Raw genomic sequence first — 18,537 nt, forward strand, 5'->3', positions numbered from 1 at the left:
GTTCAGCGGAGGAAACCAAGATGGCCACGATCGCATTCATCGGTCTCGGCAACATGGGCGGCCCCATGGCCGCCAATCTGGTCAAGGCCGGCCACAAGGTCGTCGCTTTCGACCTCGCCGAGGCCTCCCGCAACCAGGCCAGGGCCGACGGTGCCGGCATCGCCGAGAGCGCCGCGGGCGCGGTGAAAGACGCCGATGTCGTTGTCACCATGCTGCCGGCCGGCAAGCATGTGCTCGGCGTGTGGGGCGAGGTCGTTCCTGTCATGACCAAGGGCGCGCTGATCATCGACTCCTCCACCATCGACGTCGAGAGCGCGCGGCATGCGCATGCGCTCGCGGCCAAGCACGGCGTGCTTTCGGTCGATGCGCCGGTCTCCGGCGGCACCGGGGGTGCCAAGGGTGCGACGCTCACCTTCATGTGTGGCGGCGAGGACAAGGCGTTTGCAGCGGCAAAGCCCGTGCTGGAGAACATGGGCAAGAAGATCGTGCATTGCGGTGGTGCCGGCGCGGGCCAAGCCGCAAAAATCTGCAACAACATGATCCTCGGCATTTCCATGATCGCGGTGAGCGAGGCGTTCGCGCTGGCTGAGAAGCTCGGGCTCTCGCATCAGGCGCTGTTCGACGTCGCCTCGACCTCGTCGGGCCAGTGCTGGTCGCTGACGACCTATTGCCCGGTGCCCGGGCCGGTGCCGACCTCGCCCGCCAACAACGATTACAAGCCGGGCTTTGCCTCGGCGCTGATGGTGAAGGATTTGACGCTGGCGCAGGACGCCGCCAAGGCCGCGGGCGCGGCAACGCCGCTCGGCAAACATGCGCAGGAGATCTATCAGTCATTCGACGCAGCCGGCCAGGGCGGGGTGGATTTTTCCGGAATTATCAAGCACGTTAGGGGGCTGGCCGGGAAAGCTTGATGACGACATTTCAGGAAGCGCGCGCGTTTCTGCTTCACAACCGCACGGACTACGAGACAGCGGTCAAGGGCTTCCGCTGGCCCGATCCTGTTCCCTTCAACTGGGCGCTCGACTGGTTCGACGCCGAGCTGGCGGCGAATGCGGACAGCAAGGATCGTCCTGCGCTCTGGATCGTCGATGCCGCGCAGGACCGGCAGACCAAGCTCTCGTTCGGGGCGCTGTCGCGCCGCTCCAACCAGGTCGCGAACTTCCTCCGCGCGCAGGGCCTCAAGCGCGGCGATCATCTCCTGCTGCTGCTCGGCAATGTGGTTCCGCTGTGGGAGACGATGCTGGCCGCGATCAAGCTCGGCGTCGTCGTAATTCCCGCGACGACGCTGCTCACGGCCGATGAACTTCGCGACCGGCTCGATCGCGGCCAGGCGAAGGCGGTGGTGGCAGCGCAGGACCAGGTTGCGAAGTTCGCAAGTCTTGGTGCCGACAATATCGTCCGCATTGTCGTGGGCGAGGCCTCCGATGGCTGGCTCTCCTATGATGACGCGGCAGAGGCGTCGGAGAGCTTTGCAGCCGACGGCCCGACCAACGCCGACGACCCGATGCTGCTCTATTTCACCTCAGGCACCACCGCAAAGCCAAAACTGGTGCGGCACAGCCAGCGCAGTTATCCCGTCGGCCATCTCTCGACCATGTACTGGATCGGACTGAAGCCCGGCGACGTCCATCTCAATATCTCTTCGCCCGGCTGGGCCAAGCACGCCTGGAGCTGTTTCTTCGCGCCGTGGAACGCAGGCGCGACCGTCTTTGTGGTCAACCAGCCACGCTTCGACGCCAAGGGCCTGCTTGCCACCATCGGCCGCTGCGGTGTCACAACGCTGTGCGCGCCGCCGACGGTGTGGCGGCTGTTCATCCAGGAGAACTTGGCGTCGTTCAAGGTGGCCTTGCGCGAGGTCTGCGGTGCCGGCGAGCCGCTCAATCCGGAAGTGATCGATCAGGTGCAGGCCGCCTGGGGCCTCACCATCCGCGACGGGTACGGCCAGACCGAAACGACGGCGCTCGCCGGCAACTCGCCGGGGCAAAAGATCAAGGTCGGCTCGATGGGCCGGCCGCTGCCGGGCTATCGCGTGCAGGTCAGCGACGCCGACGGTCATCCGGCCAAGGAGGGCGAGGTGGCTCTGGTGCTCGGCGAAAACCGCCCCGCCGGCCTGATGCAGGGCTATCAGGGCGACTACGGTGAGCTGTCCGGCGCCGAAGGCGAGCTCTATCGCAGCGGTGACGTCGTGTTCGAGGACGACGATGGCTATCTCACTTTCGTCGGCCGCTCCGACGACGTGTTCAAATCCTCCGACTACCGCATCAGCCCGTTCGAGTTGGAGAGCGTGTTGCTCGAGCACGAGCTCGTCGCGGAAGCCGCCGTGGTACCAAGCCCGGATCCGATCCGGCTGGCGATTCCCAAAGCCTTTGTGCTGCTGACAGCCGGCGCGGAGCGCTCGCCGGAAACCGCGCTCTCCATCTTCAGGCATCTGCATACGCGCCTTGCGCCGTTCAAGCGCATCCGCCGCCTCGAGATCGTCACGGAGCTGCCGAAGACGATCTCGGGCAAGATCCGCCGCGTTCAGCTCAGACGTCTCGAGCGCGACGACGACCGCAACGATCCCCTGCGCGGCCGGGAATTCCGCGAAGAGGATTTTCCGGAGCTGCCGAAAACACGGAGTGAGACCTAAGTGAACGAAGTCTGGAAGAAGCCGCCGATCACGCTTCAGGCCTATCAGGCCATGGTCGGCAAGGAGATCGGCGTGTCGTCGTGGCACATGGTCGATCAGCCCCGCATCGACACCTATGCCGACGTGATCGAGGATCACCAGTTCATTCACGTCGATCCGGAGCGTGCGAAGAAGGAGACGGCGTTCGGCACCACCATCGCGCACGGCTTCCTGACGATGTCGCTGCTGTCGATCATGTCCTACGAGGTGATGCCCGTCATCGCGGGCACCACGATGGGTGTCAATTACGGCTTCGACAAGCTGCGCTTCATCTCGCCGGTGCGTTCGGGCAAGCGGGTCCGCGGCCGTTTCGTGCTGGCGGAAGCCAAGCTACGCAAGCCGAACGAGCTGCTGTCTCGCACCAACGTCACGGTGGAGATCGAAGGCGAAGACAAGCCCGCGTTGGTCGCGGAGTGGCTTGGGTTGATCTATTTCGCGTGAGGGCTGGCCGGGCTTGACCCGGCGACTCAACGCTGCTCAAAAGCTGTCAATTCTCGCGCGGAGCGAACCCTCTCCCCTTGTGGGAGAGGGTGCCTCGCGGAATGCGAGGCGGGTGAGGGGTTTCTCTCCGCGAGCACATCCGTTGCGAGAGACCCCTTATCCGGCGCCGTAGCCAACGCTACGCGTTGGCGTTTTAACTGGGAACGGCGGCCGTTGGCCGCCTATGCCACCTTCTCCCACAAGGGGAGAAGGAAGAAGAAGCAGGAACTGCACTCATGGCAATCAGGTTCGACGGACGCGTCGCCATCGTCACCGGCGCGGGCAATGGTCTCGGACGGGCGCATGCGCTGGGATTGGCCAGCCGCGGTGCGAAAGTCGTGGTCAACGATTTCGGCGGCGCGCGCGACGGCAGCGGCGGCTCGCTCTCGCCCGCGGGAGCCGTGGTCGAGGAGATCCGCAAGGCCGGCGGCATCGCCATGGCCGACGGCGCCGACGTCTCCAATTTCGAGCAGGTCACCGCAATGGTCGAGCGCGCCACCAAGGAGTGGGGCAGCGTCGACCTGTTGTGTGCCAATGCCGGTATTTTGCGTGACAAATCGTTCGGCAAGATGGAAGCGGCCGATTTCCAGAAGGTGCTCGACGTGCACCTCGTCGGCACCTTCTATTGCTGCAAGGCGGCCTGGGCCGGCATGCGCGACCGCAACTACGGCCGCATCGTGCTGACGACGTCGTCCTCCGGCCTCTACGGTAATTTCGGCCAGGCCAATTACGGCGCGGCGAAATCAGGCATGGTCGGCCTGATGAATGTGCTCGCGGAAGAGGGCCGCAAGACCGACATCCGCGTCAACATCATCTCGCCGACGGCGGCAACCCGCATGACGGAAGAGCTGCTGCCGCCGCAGGCGTTGCAATTGATGAAGCCGAACGCGATCACGCCCGCGGTCGAGTACATGCTAAGCGAGGACGCGCCGACCCGCACCATCATGGGTGCTGGCGCCGGCTCGTTCGCGGTGATCAAGATCGTCGAGAGCGAAGGCATCAACCTGCCGGAGTCCGAGTGGACGCCGGACGCGGTCGCGGCGCATTTCGCCGAGATCAGCGACATGTCGAAGGCGAAGGCGCTGCAGGGGGCTTTCGAGCAGACGCAGAAATACGTAGCGCAGGCCGCTGCGCGCGCCGGGGTGAAACTCTGACAGCCGTCGCCGTCATTGGCGCCGGCCCTGCCGGGTTGATGGCGGCCGAGGTGCTCGCGCAGGGCGGTGCTCGCGTCACGATCCATGACGGGATGCCGTCCGCGGGCCGCAAATTTCTGATGGCCGGCCGCGGCGGGCTCAATCTCACCCATAGCGAACCGCTGCCGCAGTTCATGGCGCGCTACCGGGAGGCGGCGCCGAAACTGCAAGCAGCGATCGAAACGTTTCCGCCTGACGCGCTGCGCGCCTGGAGCGAGGCGCTGGGCGAGCCGACTTTTGTCGGCACCAGCGGGCGTGTGTTTCCGAAAGCGTTCAAGGCATCGCCCTTGCTGCGGGCCTGGCTGCGACAGCTCGATGCCGCCGGCGTGCGCTTTGCGTTTCGCCATCGCTGGATGGGCTGGGACGGGGACGGACGACTGGTCTTTGACACACCCGGCGGCGACACCACCATCGCCGCGGACGCCACGGTGCTGGCACTCGGCGGCGCCAGCTGGCCGCGACTAGGCTCCAATGGCGGCTGGACGACGATCCTGGCCGACAAAGGCGTTGCGATCTCGCCGCTGCGGCCGGCGAACTCCGGCTTCACAGTCGCATGGTCCAAAATCTTCCGCACGCGCTTCGAAGGCCAGCCACTCAAGGGCATTACGCTGTCCTTCGGCCCACACCGGGCGCGCGGCGAGGCCATGATCACAAGGGGCGGAATCGAGGGCGGGGCGATCTATGCGTTGTCGGCCGAACTGCGCGAGGCGATCGCGGCGAGCGGCGAAGCGGTCCTGCACGTCACCTTGCGGCCGGATGTCGAGCATGGCGAACTCGTCAAGCGCCTGTCCGCCTCGCGCGGCAAGCAATCCTTCTCCAACTTCCTGCGCAAGGCTGCGCAGCTGTCGCCGGTCGCGGTCGGGCTGTTGCAGGAAGCCGCCATCGGTGCTGGCCAGTCGTTGCCGGCAATATCGGCCGAGCGATTGGCCGAACTCATCAACGCCGTGCCGATCAAGCTCATAGGCGTCGCGTCGATCGCGCGCGCGATCTCCAGCGCCGGCGGGATTTCCTTCGATGAACTCGACTCGGACTTCATGATCCGCAAGCTGCCGGGCGTCTTCGCAGCCGGTGAGATGCTGGACTGGGAGGCGCCGACGGGGGGCTATTTGCTCCAGGCCTCGTTCGCGACGGGAGCGGCGGCGGGCAGGGGTGTGTTGCGACGGCTCGCCCAATCGTCGCCCTGACTATCCCATCATGACGTTCCGGTCCGGGTTGTGAGATCCGTGAGGAGGCCGAGCACGCCGAAGCTGGCCGCCACTGCGCAGACCATCGTCCAGCCGCCAAAACTCCAGGCCAGCGATGCCGCCGCCGCGCCGACGCCACCGCCGATAAAGAACAGCGCGACGAACAGGCCGTTCATGCGACCGCGGGCCTCGGGGCGCAACAGGTTGATGGCGCGGCGGCCCAGCGTCTGGTCGGTGGTGATGCCGACGTCGAGCAGGATCGTGCCGAGGCTCAGTACCAGCAGACTGGTGATCTGGGAGTCCAGCATGCCCGCCCAGGCGCAGAGCGCGAGCGAGCCGATGATGAGCAGATGAGCGGCAAAGAACATCGGCCGCGCGCGGCCCTTATCGCCCCAGCGGCCGGCCATCGGTGTCGCCGCGGCGCCCGCTACGCCGATCAGTGCAAAAGCGGCAACACCCTTGGCATCGAGCTCAAACGGCGCCTCCGGCAGCCGCAGCGCGACCGCCGACCAGAACGCCGTGAAGGAGGCCATGACAAGCGACGCGGTCCAGGCCCGCACGCGCAGCACCGGCTCTTCGCGCAGCAGCCTCGGAAAGGACAGCAGCAATTCGGCGTAGCTCGCGCGTCCCGTCGGTTGAAGGGTTGGAAGGTAACGGGCGAGTGCGCGGGCAAGCAGAGCCATCAAGGCTGCCGAGACGACATAGTAGGCACGCCAGTTCCAGAGATCTGCAATCAGGCTCGCCGCAGGTCGTGACAGCAGGATGCCGATCATCAATCCGCCCATCACCTCGCCGATGGCCTGGCCGCGGCGATCCGGTGCCACCATGGATGCGACCAGCGGAACCATCATCTGGATCGCCGCGCAGCAGGCGCCGAGGATGAAGGTGGCGAGCAGCAGGAGCGAGGGCGTCGGCGCGAGCGCCGTCGCGAGAGCGGCAACGATCGCGCAGCCGAGGGTGCGGAGGATGACAAGCCGGTTCTCGACCAGATCGACCAGAGGTACGAGCAGCAGCAGGCCGAGTGCGTAGCCCAGCAAGGTCAGCGTGCTGATCAGCCCCGCCTGCCACGCGGGCATCGACATTGACCGGCCGATCAAGCCGAGCAGGATCTGCGGCGCGAACAAATTGGTGACGACGACACCGGCGGTGATCGCGCCGAGCCAGATCAGCGGCCGCTCGGCGAGCTGGTTTCGGGGCGCAGGCCTGGTGGTTTCGGAGACAGTCATGGGACCTCGCAGCTGTGGCGCGGGACCCTTTAAGCGGGGGCATCAATATGCTACAATTCAAATAAGACTATAAAGAATATGCGAGTTTGTTATGAACACCCATGACCTTGTTGCTTTCGTCGCCGTGGTCGAGACCGGATCGATTGTCGCAGCGTCGGCGCGTCTCAATCTCACCCAGCCTGGCGTGACCCGACGTATCCAGAATCTCGAGGAGATGTTGGGGGCGCAGCTTCTGGACCGGCTCTCGAAGCCCCTGAAGCCAACGGCGGCGGGCCATGAGGCCTACGAGCAGGGCAGGCGTCTGCTCAGGATGCTGGACGACCTCAAGTCGGGCGTGGCCAACGACGGAATGGTCCGCGGCGAGTTCAGGCTCGGTCTGACGCCGTTTCTCTCGGAGGCAGGCCTGACCGCACCACTCGATGCGGTGCGCGCCGAATTTCCCGCGCTGGCCGTGCGGGTGGTCTCCGGTTGGTCGCCGAACCAGCTCGAGCGTGTCTGCCGCAACGAGCTCGATGCAGCCGCGATTTGTCTCCCCGACGGTGCAGTGCCGCCCGCCGATCTGGCGGCCGACGATCTCGGCGCGCAGCCCGTCGTCTTCGTCGTCGCACGCGACATGAAGATCCCGCGCACCGTCGACCTGGAACGGCTGTCCGAACTGTCGTGGGTGATCAACCAGGACGGCTGTGGATTTCGCGATACGCTGAAGCGAAAATTCGATGCCTCGCATCTGCCGTTCAAGATTGCCGTCGAGGCGCTGGACAGTGAGCTTCGCCTGTCGCTGGTGTCGCGCGGCCTCGGCGTCGGGCTCGTCACCCCGATCGCCCTGAAACGCAGCGCATTTCGCGACAGGCTCAAGCCGGTCGCTGCGCGCGACTTCAAACCCGCCGTGCGCGCATGGGTGGTGCATCGCGCCCCCGCCGGTCGGCTGGAGCGGCCGATCAAGCTCTTCCGCGATGGCCTGGTCCAGGAACTCCAGGCGCTGATCGGGGGATAGCTACCGCAGCTTCCCCCGCGCTGCGATCGGCAGCGTGCCGATGATCTCATCGCCGCGCACCATCACGACTTCGTCCATCATGTTGACGACGACGCAGACATGATTGGGCACGATGCGGACGACGTCGCCGACATTGGGCCGGGTGTTGCTGCGGGAGAGGTCGAGGAAGCCGTGCTCCTCGGCGAAGCGCGCGATCTTGGCTTCGGGGTGCTCAAGGATCAGGCCGTGGCCGTCGAGGCCGCCGGTATCCGTGGTCAGCGTCTTGGAGCCGGCATCGAGAATGCCGCGCTCGGGCGCGGCACGGCTCACCACCGTCGAATAGATGTGAAGCGCGCAGTCGTCCCAGGTGGCGGAGCCGGCGGCGACCTGCATGCGGTCGTTGTAGATGTAGGTGCCGAAGCGGTGCTCGGTGCCGCCCTTGAGCTTGCCGAGATTCTTCAGGTTCGGCGTCCCGCCGGTCGAAACGATTTTTGCATCCAGCCCGTGCGCGCGCACGCCAGCCAGTGCTTCGTCGTAGAATTTTTGCGCGTCCGCCCAGCCAGTCTCGGTCGGATACATCATGAAGCCGGCGAATTGCAGGCCCTTGGATGCGGCAATCTCCTGTGCCAGCGCAATGGCCTCGGCTGGCGTCTCGACGCCGGCGCGCTTGCGGCCCGTGTCGCATTCGACCACGACCGACAGCGGTCGGCCTGAGGCCGCAGCGGCCTTGGGCAGGCCGGCAACGACGGTCGAATTGTCGGCGGCGACCGTCATGTTGGCCTTCGCCTGCAGCGCCCCTAACCGCGCCATCTTCTCCTCGCCGAGCAGATTGTAGCTGATCAGGATGTCATCGATGCCGGCATTGGCCATGATCTCGGCTTCACCGAGCTTTTGGCAGGTGATGCCCTTGGCACCGGCAGCGATCTGCATCTTGGCGATCGTCGGGTTCTTGTGCGTCTTGATGTGGGGACGGTTGGCGATCCCCGCGCCATCGCAGGCCTTCTGGATGCGCGCGATGTTGCGCTCGACCTTGTCCATGTCGATGACGGCGCAGGGCGTGCCGTATTCGCGGGCGATTTTGGCGGCAAGGGTCGTTGTCATGGAAGTCTCTGAGTTGGCGCGCATTCCGTTTGCAAAAGCGGTGCCCACTTTTGCGGAATGCACGCTAGGCCTGTTCAATCTCTTCGCGCCGCACTTCGAGCTCCAGCCATTTGTCCTCGGCCTCGGCCAATTCCTTTTGCGCCTTCGTCAGAGCGTCGGAGGCCTGGTCAAAGCGCTTGCGATCCTTGCGGAAGAGATCGGGGTCGTCAAGGAAGCGCTGCTGCTTGGCAATTTCGGCCTGCAGCTTGACAATGGTCTTGGGCAGCGTCTCCAGCGCGTGTTGCTCGTTGAAGGTCAACCGTCGTCTCGCGACGCCGGACGGCGCAACTGATCGCTGCTCTCTCGTCTCTTCGACGGCCTTCGCTGTCGCCCGCTTCACGTCGGCGCCGCGCTGGGCCAGCATGTCGGTATAACCGCCGGCATATTCGAGCCAGCGTCCGTTGCCCTCGGGCACGATCACGGATGTCACCACGCGGTCGAGAAAATCGCGATCGTGGCTGATCAGGATCACGGTGCCCTCGTAGTCGCTGAGCATTTCCTCGAGGACGTCGAGGGTCTCCAGGTCGAGGTCGTTGGTCGGCTCGTCCAGCACCAGGAGGTTTGAAGGCTTCGCCAGCGCGCGTGCCAGCATCAGCCGGCCGCGCTCGCCGCCCGACAGCACCTCCAGCGGCGTGCGCATCTGTTCCTGGGCGAACAGGAAGTCCTTCATGTAGCTGACGACGTGCTTCGGCTTGCCGCCGACCATGACATGGTCGCCGCGGCCGCCGGTCAGCGCCTCGGCCAGCGTCGTCTTCGGATCGAGACTTTCACGATGCTGGTCGAGCGTCGCCATCTCGATGTTGGCGCCGAGCCGTAAGCTGCCGCTGTCCGGCGCGCTGCCGCCGGTCAGCATCTCGATCAGCGTGGTCTTGCCGGCGCCGTTCGGACCGACGATGCCGATGCGGTCGCCGCGCTGGACGCGGATCGAGAAGCCGTCGACGATCTTTCGCTCGGCATAGGACCGGCTGATGTTCTTGGCCTCGATGACGAGCTTGCCGGATTTGTCGGCTTCGGCAGCCGCGAGGTTGGCGTTGCCCGTCGCGCCGCGATGGGTGCGGCGCTGGTCGCGCAGCGCGTGGAGATTGCCGAGCCGCTTGACGTTGCGCTTACGGCGGCCCGAGACGCCGTAACGCAGCCAGTGCTCCTCGTTGACGATCTTGCGGTCGAGCTTGTGCTGGTCGCGCTCTTCCTCCGCGAGCACCTCGTCGCGCCAGGCCTCGAAGGCACTGAAGCCGCGGTCGATCTGCCGTATCTGGCCGCGATCGAGCCAGGCGGTGCTGCGCGAGAGATTGCCCAGGAAGCGCCGATCGTGGCTGATGATCACCAGCGCGCAGCGGCGGCTCTCCAGTTCGCTCTCCAGCCATTCGATGGTCGGAAGATCCAGATGGTTGGTCGGCTCGTCCAGCAGCAGGATATCGGGTGAGGGCGCCAGCACGCGTGCCAGCGCGGCGCGGCGCGCTTCGCCGCCGGAGACATGCGCCGGATCTTCTTCACCGCTGAGACCGAGCTGTTCGACCAGATAGCGCGCCTGATAGTGATCGTCGCCGGCATTGAGGCCGGCCTCGACATAGGCCAGCGTGGTGGAGAAGCCGGAAAAATCCGGCTCCTGCGGCAGGTAGCGGATGGTGGCACCGGGCTGCACGAAACGGCTGCCGCCATCCGGTTCGACCAGGCCGGCGGCGATCTTGAGCAGCGTCGATTTGCCGGAACCGTTGCGGCCAATCAGGCAGACGCGCTCGCCGGTCGAAACCGACAGTTCGACGCCCGCCAGGAGCGGCGTGCCGCCGAAGGTCAGCTTGATATCGCGCAGTTGAATCAGCGGTGGCGCCATGCGGTGTCTCAGTCCTGTCTTGTTGCGGCCTGGTCGGCGCGGCGGCGCTGAATGCGGCGGATGGTCTGGTCGAGCGTCGACAGAAACGTCGAGCGGTCGCGCGGCGAATAGGATTTCGGACCGCCGGTGACTTCGCCGGCCGAGCGCAAATCAGTCATCAGGTTGCGGACCGCGAGCGTCATCCCGATCGATTCCTCGGTGAACGCCTTGCCGTTGGACGCAATCACATCGGCGCCGGCCTTCACGCAGCGGCTCGCGAGTGGAATATCCGAGGTAATGACGATATCGCCGGGCCCGGCACGTTCCGCGATCCAGTCATCGGCCGCGTCCATGCCGGCACCCGCGGCGACCCGCTCGATCAATGGATCCTGGGGCACGCGGATGAAATTGCCCGCGACCACGCTCACGGGCAGGCCGTGCCTGCCGGCGACGCGATAGATCTCGTCCTTCACCGGACAGGCGTCGGCGTCGACATAGATGCGGGTGGTGTTTTGAGGGTTCGTCATTGTCCGTAGATGGGGCTTGCGAAGCGGTTCCGCAGCAGCCGCGTGGTACCCCATTCGGGCCGCAAAGGCGAGGGGATTGACCCCGGTTCCTCAGGGCCTACGATCGGCCCGAAACAACAAGAATTTGGGGAAAGCCAAGCCATGCCGAACCGACTCGAAACCTATCGCGTCGAGGCCTACAACACGGCCAAGCAATCCGAAAACAAGATGCATGACGATGCAGTGGCGCGCCGCTTCGGCTTTTCCGGTGGGCTGGTCCCCGGCGTCGACGTCTTCGCCTACATGATGCATGTGCCGGTGGCGCGCTGGGGCCGCGATTTCCTGTCGCGCGGGCTGATCGAGGCGCGTTTCATCAAGCCGGTCTATGACGGCGAGACCGCCGATGTCGATGCGACCGAGCACAACGGCCTGCTCACGATCGAGGTGTTCAGCCGCACCGAGCTCTGTGCCACCGGCACGGCGTCGCTGCCGGCAACGGCGACGGCGGTGTCGTTGAGCGACTATGTCGAGGTCCCCGCTATTGCCGAGCGCAAACCGGTCAGCCCGGCAACATTCGAGACCGGCAAATGGCTCGGCACGACGCCGCGTCGCTGGGCCGGGCAGGATGCCGCCGACTATCTCGCCGACATCCGTGAGGCCGATCCGATCTTCGCGCGCGAGGGGCTCGGCCATCCCGGCCTGATCCAGCGCGTCATGAATCGCGTGCTGGTGGACAACACGATCCTCGGCCCGTGGATCCATGTCGGCAGCCGCATGCAATTGCTGTCGGCCGCACGCGCCGGTGACGAGATCACCGCGCGGGCCAAAGTCACCGCGAACTACGAGAAGAAGGGCCACCGCTTCGTCGAGCTCGACGCGCTGGTGGTCGGCAACGGCACGACGCCGCTGGCGCACTGCCAGCACACCGCGATCTACCAGCCGCGCGAGCAGGCGGCCGCGTAACTGACAGCTGGCCGTAGGTTCACCGACCGAATTCGCCGTCATGCCCCGCGAAGGCGGGGCATCCAGTACGCCGAGGCTTCTCCGTGAATCACTGCCGTCTCAGAGTACTGGATCGCCCGGTCGAGCCGGGCGATGAAAGTGTGCTTGTGGAGGCGGAAGGGCAGCTTCACGCCGCTTTCCCCTTCGCGTCCTGGATCGCACGCCACACGCGCTCCGGCGTCAGCGGCATGTCGATGTGCTTGATGCCGTAGTCGGAGAGCGCGTCGATCACCGCGTTCACGACCGTCGACAAGCTGCCGGCGCAGCCGGCTTCGCCGCAGCCTTTGCTGCCGAGCGGATTGGTCGTGGCCGGCACCGGGTGGTCGCCGACCGTCATGTTCGGGACGTCCTCGGCGCGGGGCAGTGCGTAGTCCATCAGCGAGCCCGTGATCGGCTGGCCGCTCTCGTCGTAGCGGACGTGCTCCATCAGCGCCTGGCCGATGCCCTGGACGACGCCGCCATGGAGCTGGCCCGCGACCAGCAGCGGATTGATCACCGTGCCGAAATCGTTGACCGCGCTGTAGCGCACGATCTGCACGACGCCGGTCTCAGGGTCGATCTCGACCTCGGCGACATGGCAGCCGTTCGGGAAGGCCGACGGCACCGGTTCGCTGGTGTGATCGACGTCGAGGCTGTCGGGCACGCCCTCGGGCATCTTGCTGTCATGCAGGCGCTTGGCGAGCTCCATGATGTCGATGCTGCGGTCGGTGCCGGCGATCGTGAAACTGCCGCCTTCGAATTCGATGTCGGCTTCGGACGCCTCCAGCATATGCGCGGCGGCGCGCTTGCCCTTCTCGATCACAAGCTTGGCGGCGCCCACGATCGCCATGCCGGTCGCGGTAATCGAGCGCGAGCCGCCGGTGCCATTGCCGGTGTGGACGATATCGCTGTCGCCCTGCACCAGCTTGACGCTGTCGAAGGGCACGCCGAGCTGCTGGCAGAGTACCTGCGCGAATGCGGATGCGTGGCCCTGACCGTAATCAAGCGTACCGGTGATGAGCTGCACGGAGCCATCGGGATCGAACACGAGCTTGCCGAGTTCGACGCCGGGAGGTGCGGTCACCTCCAGATAAGAGCCGACGGCGACGCCGCGCAGCTTGCCGGACTTCTTGCTCTCCTTCTTGCGCTTGGCAAAATTCTCGTGGTCGGAGATTTCGAGCGCTTTGTTGAAGACAGCCTGGAAGTCGCCGCTGTCATAGGTGACGCCGGAGGACGCGGCGAACGGCATCTGGTTCTGCTTGATGAAGTTGCGTTTGCGCAAGGTCAGCCGGTTGATGCCCATCTCGTCGGCGGCGCGGTCGATCAGCCGCTCCATGTAGTAGTTCGCCTCGGGCCGGCCGGCGCCGCGATAGGCGCCCATCAGCGTGGTGTTGGTCAGCACCGTCTTGATGTCGACGGCCATCAGCGGCGTGCGATAGACGCTGGAAAAGTTCTTGCTGGTGTTGAGCGAAAGCGGACTGGGCGCAACGCCGGTGATGTAGGCACCGAGATTGCCGTAGCCCGAGAGCTTGGCGGCGAGGAAATGCCCCTCGGCGTCCAGCGCGAGCTCGGCGTGAATCTTCTGCGCACGGCCGTGGCTGTCGGACAAGAAGCTGGTCGAGCGTTCGTCCAGCCATTTCACCGGCCGTCCCAATTCCTTGGCCGCGTACAGGATGCACATGTACTCGGGATAGTTGACGTTCTTCATGCCGAAGGAACCGCCGACATTGGCGGTGAGGATGCGGACCTTCTCGTTCGGCACCTTCAGGTTCTTGGCGAGGTTGGCGCGGTTGCCGGCGACGCCCTGCGTCGGCATCTGGATGGTATAGCGCTCGGTCGTCTTGTCGTAGGAGGCAAGGCCAACGCGCGGCTCCATCGAGACCACGGCGACACGGGTGTTTTCGATGTCGACCTTGGTCACGTGAGCGGCGCTGGCGAAGGCGGCGTTGACCTTCTCGATGTCGCCATAGTGGTAGTCGAGCGCGACATTGTTCGGAATGTGGTCGTAGAGTTGCGGCGCGCCGGCTTTTGCGGCGTCTTCAGGGTCGGTCACCGCCGGCAGCGGCTCGATATCGAGCTCGACCGCCTCGGCCGCGTCGCGCGCCTGGGCCAGCGTCTCCGCCACCACGAAGGCGACGGGATCGCCGACGAAGCGGACCTTGTCGGTTGCGAGCGGCTGGCGGTTGGTCTGGAGCAGGGGCGAGCCGTCGCGGCTCTTCAGCGGCAGGCCGCAGGTGAAGGGGCCGTAGCCGGCCGCATCGAGGTCTTTGCCGGTCCACACCCCCAGCACGCCCGGCATCGCCCTGGCGGCGTCGATGTTGATGCCGCGAATGACGCCGTGGGCATGGGTCGAGCGGACGATCGCGGCATGGGCCTGGCCGGGCAGGTTGAAATCGTCGGTGTAGCGGCCCTTGCCGCGCACCAGCGTGTCGTCCTCCTTGCGGCGGACCGGCTGGCCGACGCCATATTTTTGCAGTGCAATAGCGTTTTCGAGCGTGGAGGATTTGGTGTGTTCTTGCATGGAATTGACCTGAAAAGCCGGCAAATGCGCGGTTTGGGGGGCGCCTGGGGGACCGGACCCTTCAAAAATAACCCACCGGCCCGTTCACGACAACGCACGAATGGGCATGGTCCCATGTGATGCGTTGTTGCGCAGGATTGGCGCGCTGCTAAGGTTTCAGGCGAAAAAGCAATTCCAGATCGGCCCAACCGGCCGCGGAAAGACAGTTTGTATGAATGACCACACGCGGCTCCGCGACGGCCTTGCGCCGCACGGTGAGCTGGGGTCGATGGCGGCGGCGTTCGCCACTGAACCGGCCGTCGGCGCGCAAGCGCCGGGAACCGGCGTCTACGCGGCGCTCGACCTCGGCACCAACAATTGCAGGCTCCTGATCGCCTGTCCGACCCACGACGGCTTTCGGGTGGTCGATTCCTTCTCGCGCATCATCCGGCTGGGCGAGGGCGTCTCGGCAACCGGGTGCATCAGCGAGGCCGCGATCGAGCGCGCCATCGTGGCGCTCGGCATCTGCCGCGACAAGATCAACCTGCGCAAGGCGCGGCGGTTGCGGCTGATCGCCACCGAAGCCTGCCGCGCCGCCTCGAATGCCGAAGGCTTTCGCAGCCGCGTCGCTGCCGAGACCGGGATCGAGCTCGAGGTGATCGACCGCCAGACCGAGGCGGCGCTCGCGGTGCTCGGCTGCTCGCCGCTGGTCGACCCCAGGGGCCGCGGCGCGATCCTGTTCGACATCGGCGGCGGCTCGACCGAGCTGGTGCGGATCGAGCGCGACGCCGCAAATCCGGAGCCGCGCATCAAAGCCTGGATGTCGATTCCATTCGGTGTGGTCACGCTGGCCGAGCAGTTCGGCGGCCGCGACGTGACGCCGGAGATCTACGCCGCGATGGAGCGCGAGGTCGCCCATCACATCGCGCCGTTCGCCGAACAGCATGGCGGCGATCTCGCCGACATGCATCTGCTCGGCACCTCAGGCACTGTGACGACGCTCGCCGGCATCCATCTCAATCTCGCGCGCTACGACCGCCGCCGCATCGACAGCGTCTGGATGAACGACACCGACGTTACCGCGACCATCAACAAGCTGCTCGGCATGAGCTACGAGGAGCGCGCGGCGAACAGCTGCATCAGCGTCGAGCGCGCCGATCTCGTGCTGGCCGGCTGCGCCATCCTCGACGCGATCCGCCGCGCCTTTCCGCTGCCACGCCTGCGCGTCGCCGACCGGGGCCTGCGCGAAGGCATGCTGGTCGAAATGATGCGCGAAGACGGCGCGCTCAGGAGCTGGTGAGATGGCCAAGGATACCACCGGCCGCTTGCACGTCCAGGTCAAGACCCACGGCAAGCGCAAATTGTCATCGAAGCTCTGGCTGGAGCGGCAGCTCAATGATCCCTATGTGGTGAAGGCGAAGGCGCTGGGTTATCGCTCGCGCGCCGCTTTCAAGCTGCTCGAGATCGACGACAAATACCGGCTGCTCAAGCACGGCATGGCGGTGGTCGATCTCGGTGCGGCGCCGGGCGGCTGGAGCCAGATCGCCGCCAAGCGCGTCGGCTCGGTCGACGGCAAGGGCAAGGTCATCGCGATCGACCTGCTGGAAATCCCCGAGATTGCCGGGGTCGAGTTCGCGCAGCTCGACTTCATGGACAATGACGCGCCGGACAAGCTCAAGGCGATGCTCGACGGCGGCGCCGACATCGTGATGTCCGACATGGCTGCCAACACCACCGGTCACCGCAAGACCGACCAGCTTCGCATCGTCGGCCTGATCGAGACCGCCGCCGCGTTCGCCTGCGACGTGCTGAAACCGGGTGGGACCTTCCTGGCGAAGGCGTTCCAGAGCGGCGCCGACGCCGAGCTGCTCGCCCAGCTCAAGCGCGATTTCGCCATGGTGCGTCATGTGAAGCCCGCCGCGAGCCGTGCGGATTCCTCGGAGCGCTACGTTCTCGCGACGGGATTTCGGGGCGGGGCGACGCAGTAGCCGCGAATTCCGTCATTGCGAGGAGCTCTTGCGACGAAGCAATCCAGACTGTCTCCGCGGAGGGATTCTGGATTGCTTCGCTGCGCTCGCAATGACGAGAAGAGAGGCTACCCCAGCCGCTGATCCCGCACGTCCTGCGTATCCTCGGTCGCCGCCTTGACGGCCGCCTTGGCCGCGCCCTTGCCGGCACCCTTACGGCTCGCGATCTCCACGGCCTTGCGGCCGGAGACTTCGTGGCCGGCATCGGCGGGCATCTGCCAGAAGAACCAGCTCGACGCGGCCGAGGTCAGCGCGATGACGACGAAGGCGGGCGCGAACACGGTGGCATTGAGCTCGCTGACGTGGCTGAGCCACATCGTCGTCTCCACCGACGCGGCGCCGACGGCGACGCCGGCCGAGACCGCGAGCTGCTGGTTGACACTGACGAGCGTGGTGGCGCGGCTCATCTGCGCGTGCTCGACCTCGGCATAGGCAACCGTGTTGATCGCGGTGAACTCGAGCGAACGGAAGAAGCCGCCAACCACCAGGATGATCATGATGATCAGCAGCGGCGTCGTCACCGTGAAGAGGGCACAGGCGGCGAGAAAGACTGCGCTGATGATCGCGTTCACCGTCATCAGGTTGCGGAAGCCGAAGGCGCGGATGATGCGTGCGGCCAGCGCTTTCATACCCATGGCGCCGAGCGAGGAGCCAAACGTGACGAGGCCGGACTTGAACGGCGAGAGGCCGAAGCCGATCTGCATCAGCAGCGGCAACAGGAACGGTAGCGCGCCGATGCCGAGCCGGAACATGAAGCCGCCGAGAATGGCCGCGCGCAGTGTCGGCAGCCTCAGCAGCGTGAAGTCGAGCACCGGCGAGCCGGTTCGCCGCGCGTGAATGACATACAGCGTCATCGAGATCGATCCGCCGACGACCAGGGCGGCAACCGTGCTCCACGGCAGCAGATTGAGCCCGGCAACCGACAGCCCGAAGGCGATGCCGGCGAGCCCGAGGCCCGCGAGCACCATACCGTAGAGGTCGAACGGCTCTCGTTCCTCGCTTTTGATAGGATCGATGAAGCGCAAGGCCATGAAGATGCCGAGCAGCCCGATCGGGATGTTGATCAGGAAGATCCAGTGCCACGACGCATAGGTGGTGATGAAGCCGCCGAGCGGCGGCCCGATCACGGGACCGATCAGGGCAGGGACCGTCACCCACGCCATGGCATTGACCAGCGCGCTCTTGTCGACCGACCGCAACAGCACGAGGCGCCCGACCGGCGTCATCATCGCCCCGCCCATGCCTTGCAGGATGCGCGCGAATACGAAATCGGTGACCGATGTCGAGAGCGCGCAGCCGACCGAGCCGACCATGAACACGCCGACGGCAATCGCAAACACCATGCGCGCGCCGAACCGGTCGGCGGTCCAGCCGCTCGCCGGGATGAACACCGCAAGCGACAGCAGATAGGAGGTGATCGCGAGCTTGAGCGTCAATGGGCTCGTGCCGATGTCGGCCGCGATCGCGGGCAGCGACGTGGCGATCACCGTCGAGTCCATGTTCTCCATGAAGAGAGCGGTGGCCACGATCAGCGGAATGATGCGTTGCTTGTCGACCATGACGGGGGTGGTAATGGAAATCAGAAGGAAGGGCGAGAATTGCGGCTTATCACCGCCACTGGGCCGCGACCATTGCGGATCGACGCATGGCACCTAAATCCTGCGTGACCCCAGGGTGGGGTGCGTCCTGCGTCGGAGAACGTGATGATCTGCCGGCACAGGAGGGGCGTGGACGCCGTCCGCGGGCACGAGCTGCCGCCGGTTATCCCGGCTGAATCTGCCTAAAAAGCCTGTGCATGGCTGGCCGGCGGTCCGAATTGCTTTGATTCGTCGCCCGCCCGTGCTATCGA

At 65.6% G+C, this 18,537-nt stretch carries 14 protein-coding genes and 1 pseudogene; 9 read left to right on the forward strand and 6 right to left on the reverse strand.

The window, feature by feature from the left end; genetic code table 11:
- Positions 1 to 11 precede the first annotated feature (11 nt).
- The 5 genes and pseudogenes from mmsB to IVB41_RS19305 all read left to right on the forward strand — a co-directional run.
- Positions 12 to 911 (forward strand): annotated as a pseudogene (gene mmsB / locus IVB41_RS19285) (3-hydroxyisobutyrate dehydrogenase); the annotation flags it as partial.
- Positions 911 to 2,629 carry an AMP-binding protein gene (locus tag IVB41_RS19290; RefSeq protein ID WP_247433929.1) on the forward strand — a complete coding sequence of 573 codons (1,719 nt, stop codon included), beginning with the start codon at positions 911 to 913 and terminating at the stop codon, positions 2,627 to 2,629. The pseudogene mmsB and the gene IVB41_RS19290, both read left to right, overlap by 1 nt.
- Positions 2,630 to 3,109, forward strand: coding sequence for a MaoC family dehydratase (locus tag IVB41_RS19295; RefSeq protein WP_247433932.1), 480 nt, complete (start codon positions 2,630 to 2,632; stop codon positions 3,107 to 3,109). It abuts the gene before it with no gap.
- A 275-nt stretch (positions 3,110 to 3,384) separates the two neighbouring features.
- Positions 3,385 to 4,302 carry an SDR family NAD(P)-dependent oxidoreductase gene (locus IVB41_RS19300; protein ID WP_247433935.1) on the forward strand — a complete coding sequence of 306 codons (918 nt, stop codon included), beginning with the start codon at positions 3,385 to 3,387 and terminating at the stop codon, positions 4,300 to 4,302.
- Positions 4,299 to 5,525, forward strand: a complete 1,227-nt coding sequence (locus IVB41_RS19305; protein WP_256464245.1) for a TIGR03862 family flavoprotein — start codon at positions 4,299 to 4,301, stop codon at positions 5,523 to 5,525. The genes IVB41_RS19300 and IVB41_RS19305 overlap by 4 nt, the downstream gene beginning before the upstream one ends.
- Before the next feature lie 8 nt (positions 5,526 to 5,533).
- Here the strand turns inward: IVB41_RS19305 and IVB41_RS19310 are convergent, their stop codons facing one another.
- Positions 5,534 to 6,751: an MFS transporter gene (locus IVB41_RS19310; RefSeq protein ID WP_247433937.1), complete on the reverse strand. Its 1,218-nt coding sequence runs from the start codon at positions 6,749 to 6,751 to the stop codon at positions 5,534 to 5,536.
- Positions 6,752 to 6,842: 91 nt separating this feature from the next.
- On the opposite strand from IVB41_RS19310, the gene IVB41_RS19315 reads away from it, so the two are divergent.
- Positions 6,843 to 7,745, forward strand: coding sequence for a LysR family transcriptional regulator (locus IVB41_RS19315; RefSeq protein ID WP_247433940.1), 903 nt, complete (start codon positions 6,843 to 6,845; stop codon positions 7,743 to 7,745).
- Here the strand turns inward: IVB41_RS19315 and IVB41_RS19320 are convergent, their stop codons facing one another.
- The 3 genes from IVB41_RS19320 to IVB41_RS19330 form a co-directional block, all read right to left on the reverse strand.
- A complete protein-coding gene (locus IVB41_RS19320) occupies positions 7,746 to 8,825 on the reverse strand; it encodes a D-TA family PLP-dependent enzyme (RefSeq protein WP_247433945.1) in 1,080 nt (359 codons plus the stop codon).
- A 64-nt stretch (positions 8,826 to 8,889) separates the two neighbouring features.
- On the reverse strand, positions 8,890 to 10,695 hold the full coding sequence (locus tag IVB41_RS19325; RefSeq protein WP_247433948.1) for an ABC-F family ATP-binding cassette domain-containing protein: 1,806 nt from the start codon (positions 10,693 to 10,695) through the stop codon (positions 8,890 to 8,892).
- Between the two features lie 8 nt (positions 10,696 to 10,703).
- Complete coding sequence (locus IVB41_RS19330) at positions 10,704 to 11,201, reverse strand: YaiI/YqxD family protein (RefSeq protein ID WP_007609125.1); 498 nt, start codon at positions 11,199 to 11,201, stop codon at positions 10,704 to 10,706.
- A 141-nt stretch (positions 11,202 to 11,342) separates the two neighbouring features.
- Here IVB41_RS19330 and IVB41_RS19335 point away from each other — a divergent pair, with 141 nt between their 5' ends.
- On the forward strand, positions 11,343 to 12,143 hold the full coding sequence (locus IVB41_RS19335) for a hypothetical protein (RefSeq protein ID WP_247433951.1): 801 nt from the start codon (positions 11,343 to 11,345) through the stop codon (positions 12,141 to 12,143).
- Between the two features lie 166 nt (positions 12,144 to 12,309).
- Here the strand turns inward: IVB41_RS19335 and IVB41_RS19340 are convergent, their stop codons facing one another.
- Positions 12,310 to 14,682 (reverse strand): xanthine dehydrogenase family protein molybdopterin-binding subunit, encoded by a 2,373-nt coding sequence (locus IVB41_RS19340; RefSeq protein ID WP_247433955.1) that lies wholly within the window; start codon positions 14,680 to 14,682, stop codon positions 12,310 to 12,312.
- 211 nt (positions 14,683 to 14,893) lie between these two features.
- Here IVB41_RS19340 and IVB41_RS19345 point away from each other — a divergent pair, with 211 nt between their 5' ends.
- Positions 14,894 to 15,961 (forward strand): Ppx/GppA phosphatase family protein, encoded by a 1,068-nt coding sequence (locus IVB41_RS19345; protein WP_247286523.1) that lies wholly within the window; start codon positions 14,894 to 14,896, stop codon positions 15,959 to 15,961.
- A 1-nt stretch (position 15,962) separates the two neighbouring features.
- Positions 15,963 to 16,649 (forward strand): RlmE family RNA methyltransferase, encoded by a 687-nt coding sequence (locus IVB41_RS19350; protein ID WP_027569580.1) that lies wholly within the window; start codon positions 15,963 to 15,965, stop codon positions 16,647 to 16,649.
- A 107-nt stretch (positions 16,650 to 16,756) separates the two neighbouring features.
- On the opposite strand, the gene IVB41_RS19355 is transcribed toward IVB41_RS19350, so the two are convergent.
- Positions 16,757 to 18,247 carry an MFS transporter gene (locus tag IVB41_RS19355; protein ID WP_247433958.1) on the reverse strand — a complete coding sequence of 497 codons (1,491 nt, stop codon included), beginning with the start codon at positions 18,245 to 18,247 and terminating at the stop codon, positions 16,757 to 16,759.
- Between the last annotated feature and the right edge of the window lie 290 nt (positions 18,248 to 18,537).

It is taken from the genome of Bradyrhizobium sp. 44, assembly GCF_023073095.1.
Taxonomy (GTDB): Bacteria; Pseudomonadota; Alphaproteobacteria; order Rhizobiales; family Xanthobacteraceae; genus Bradyrhizobium.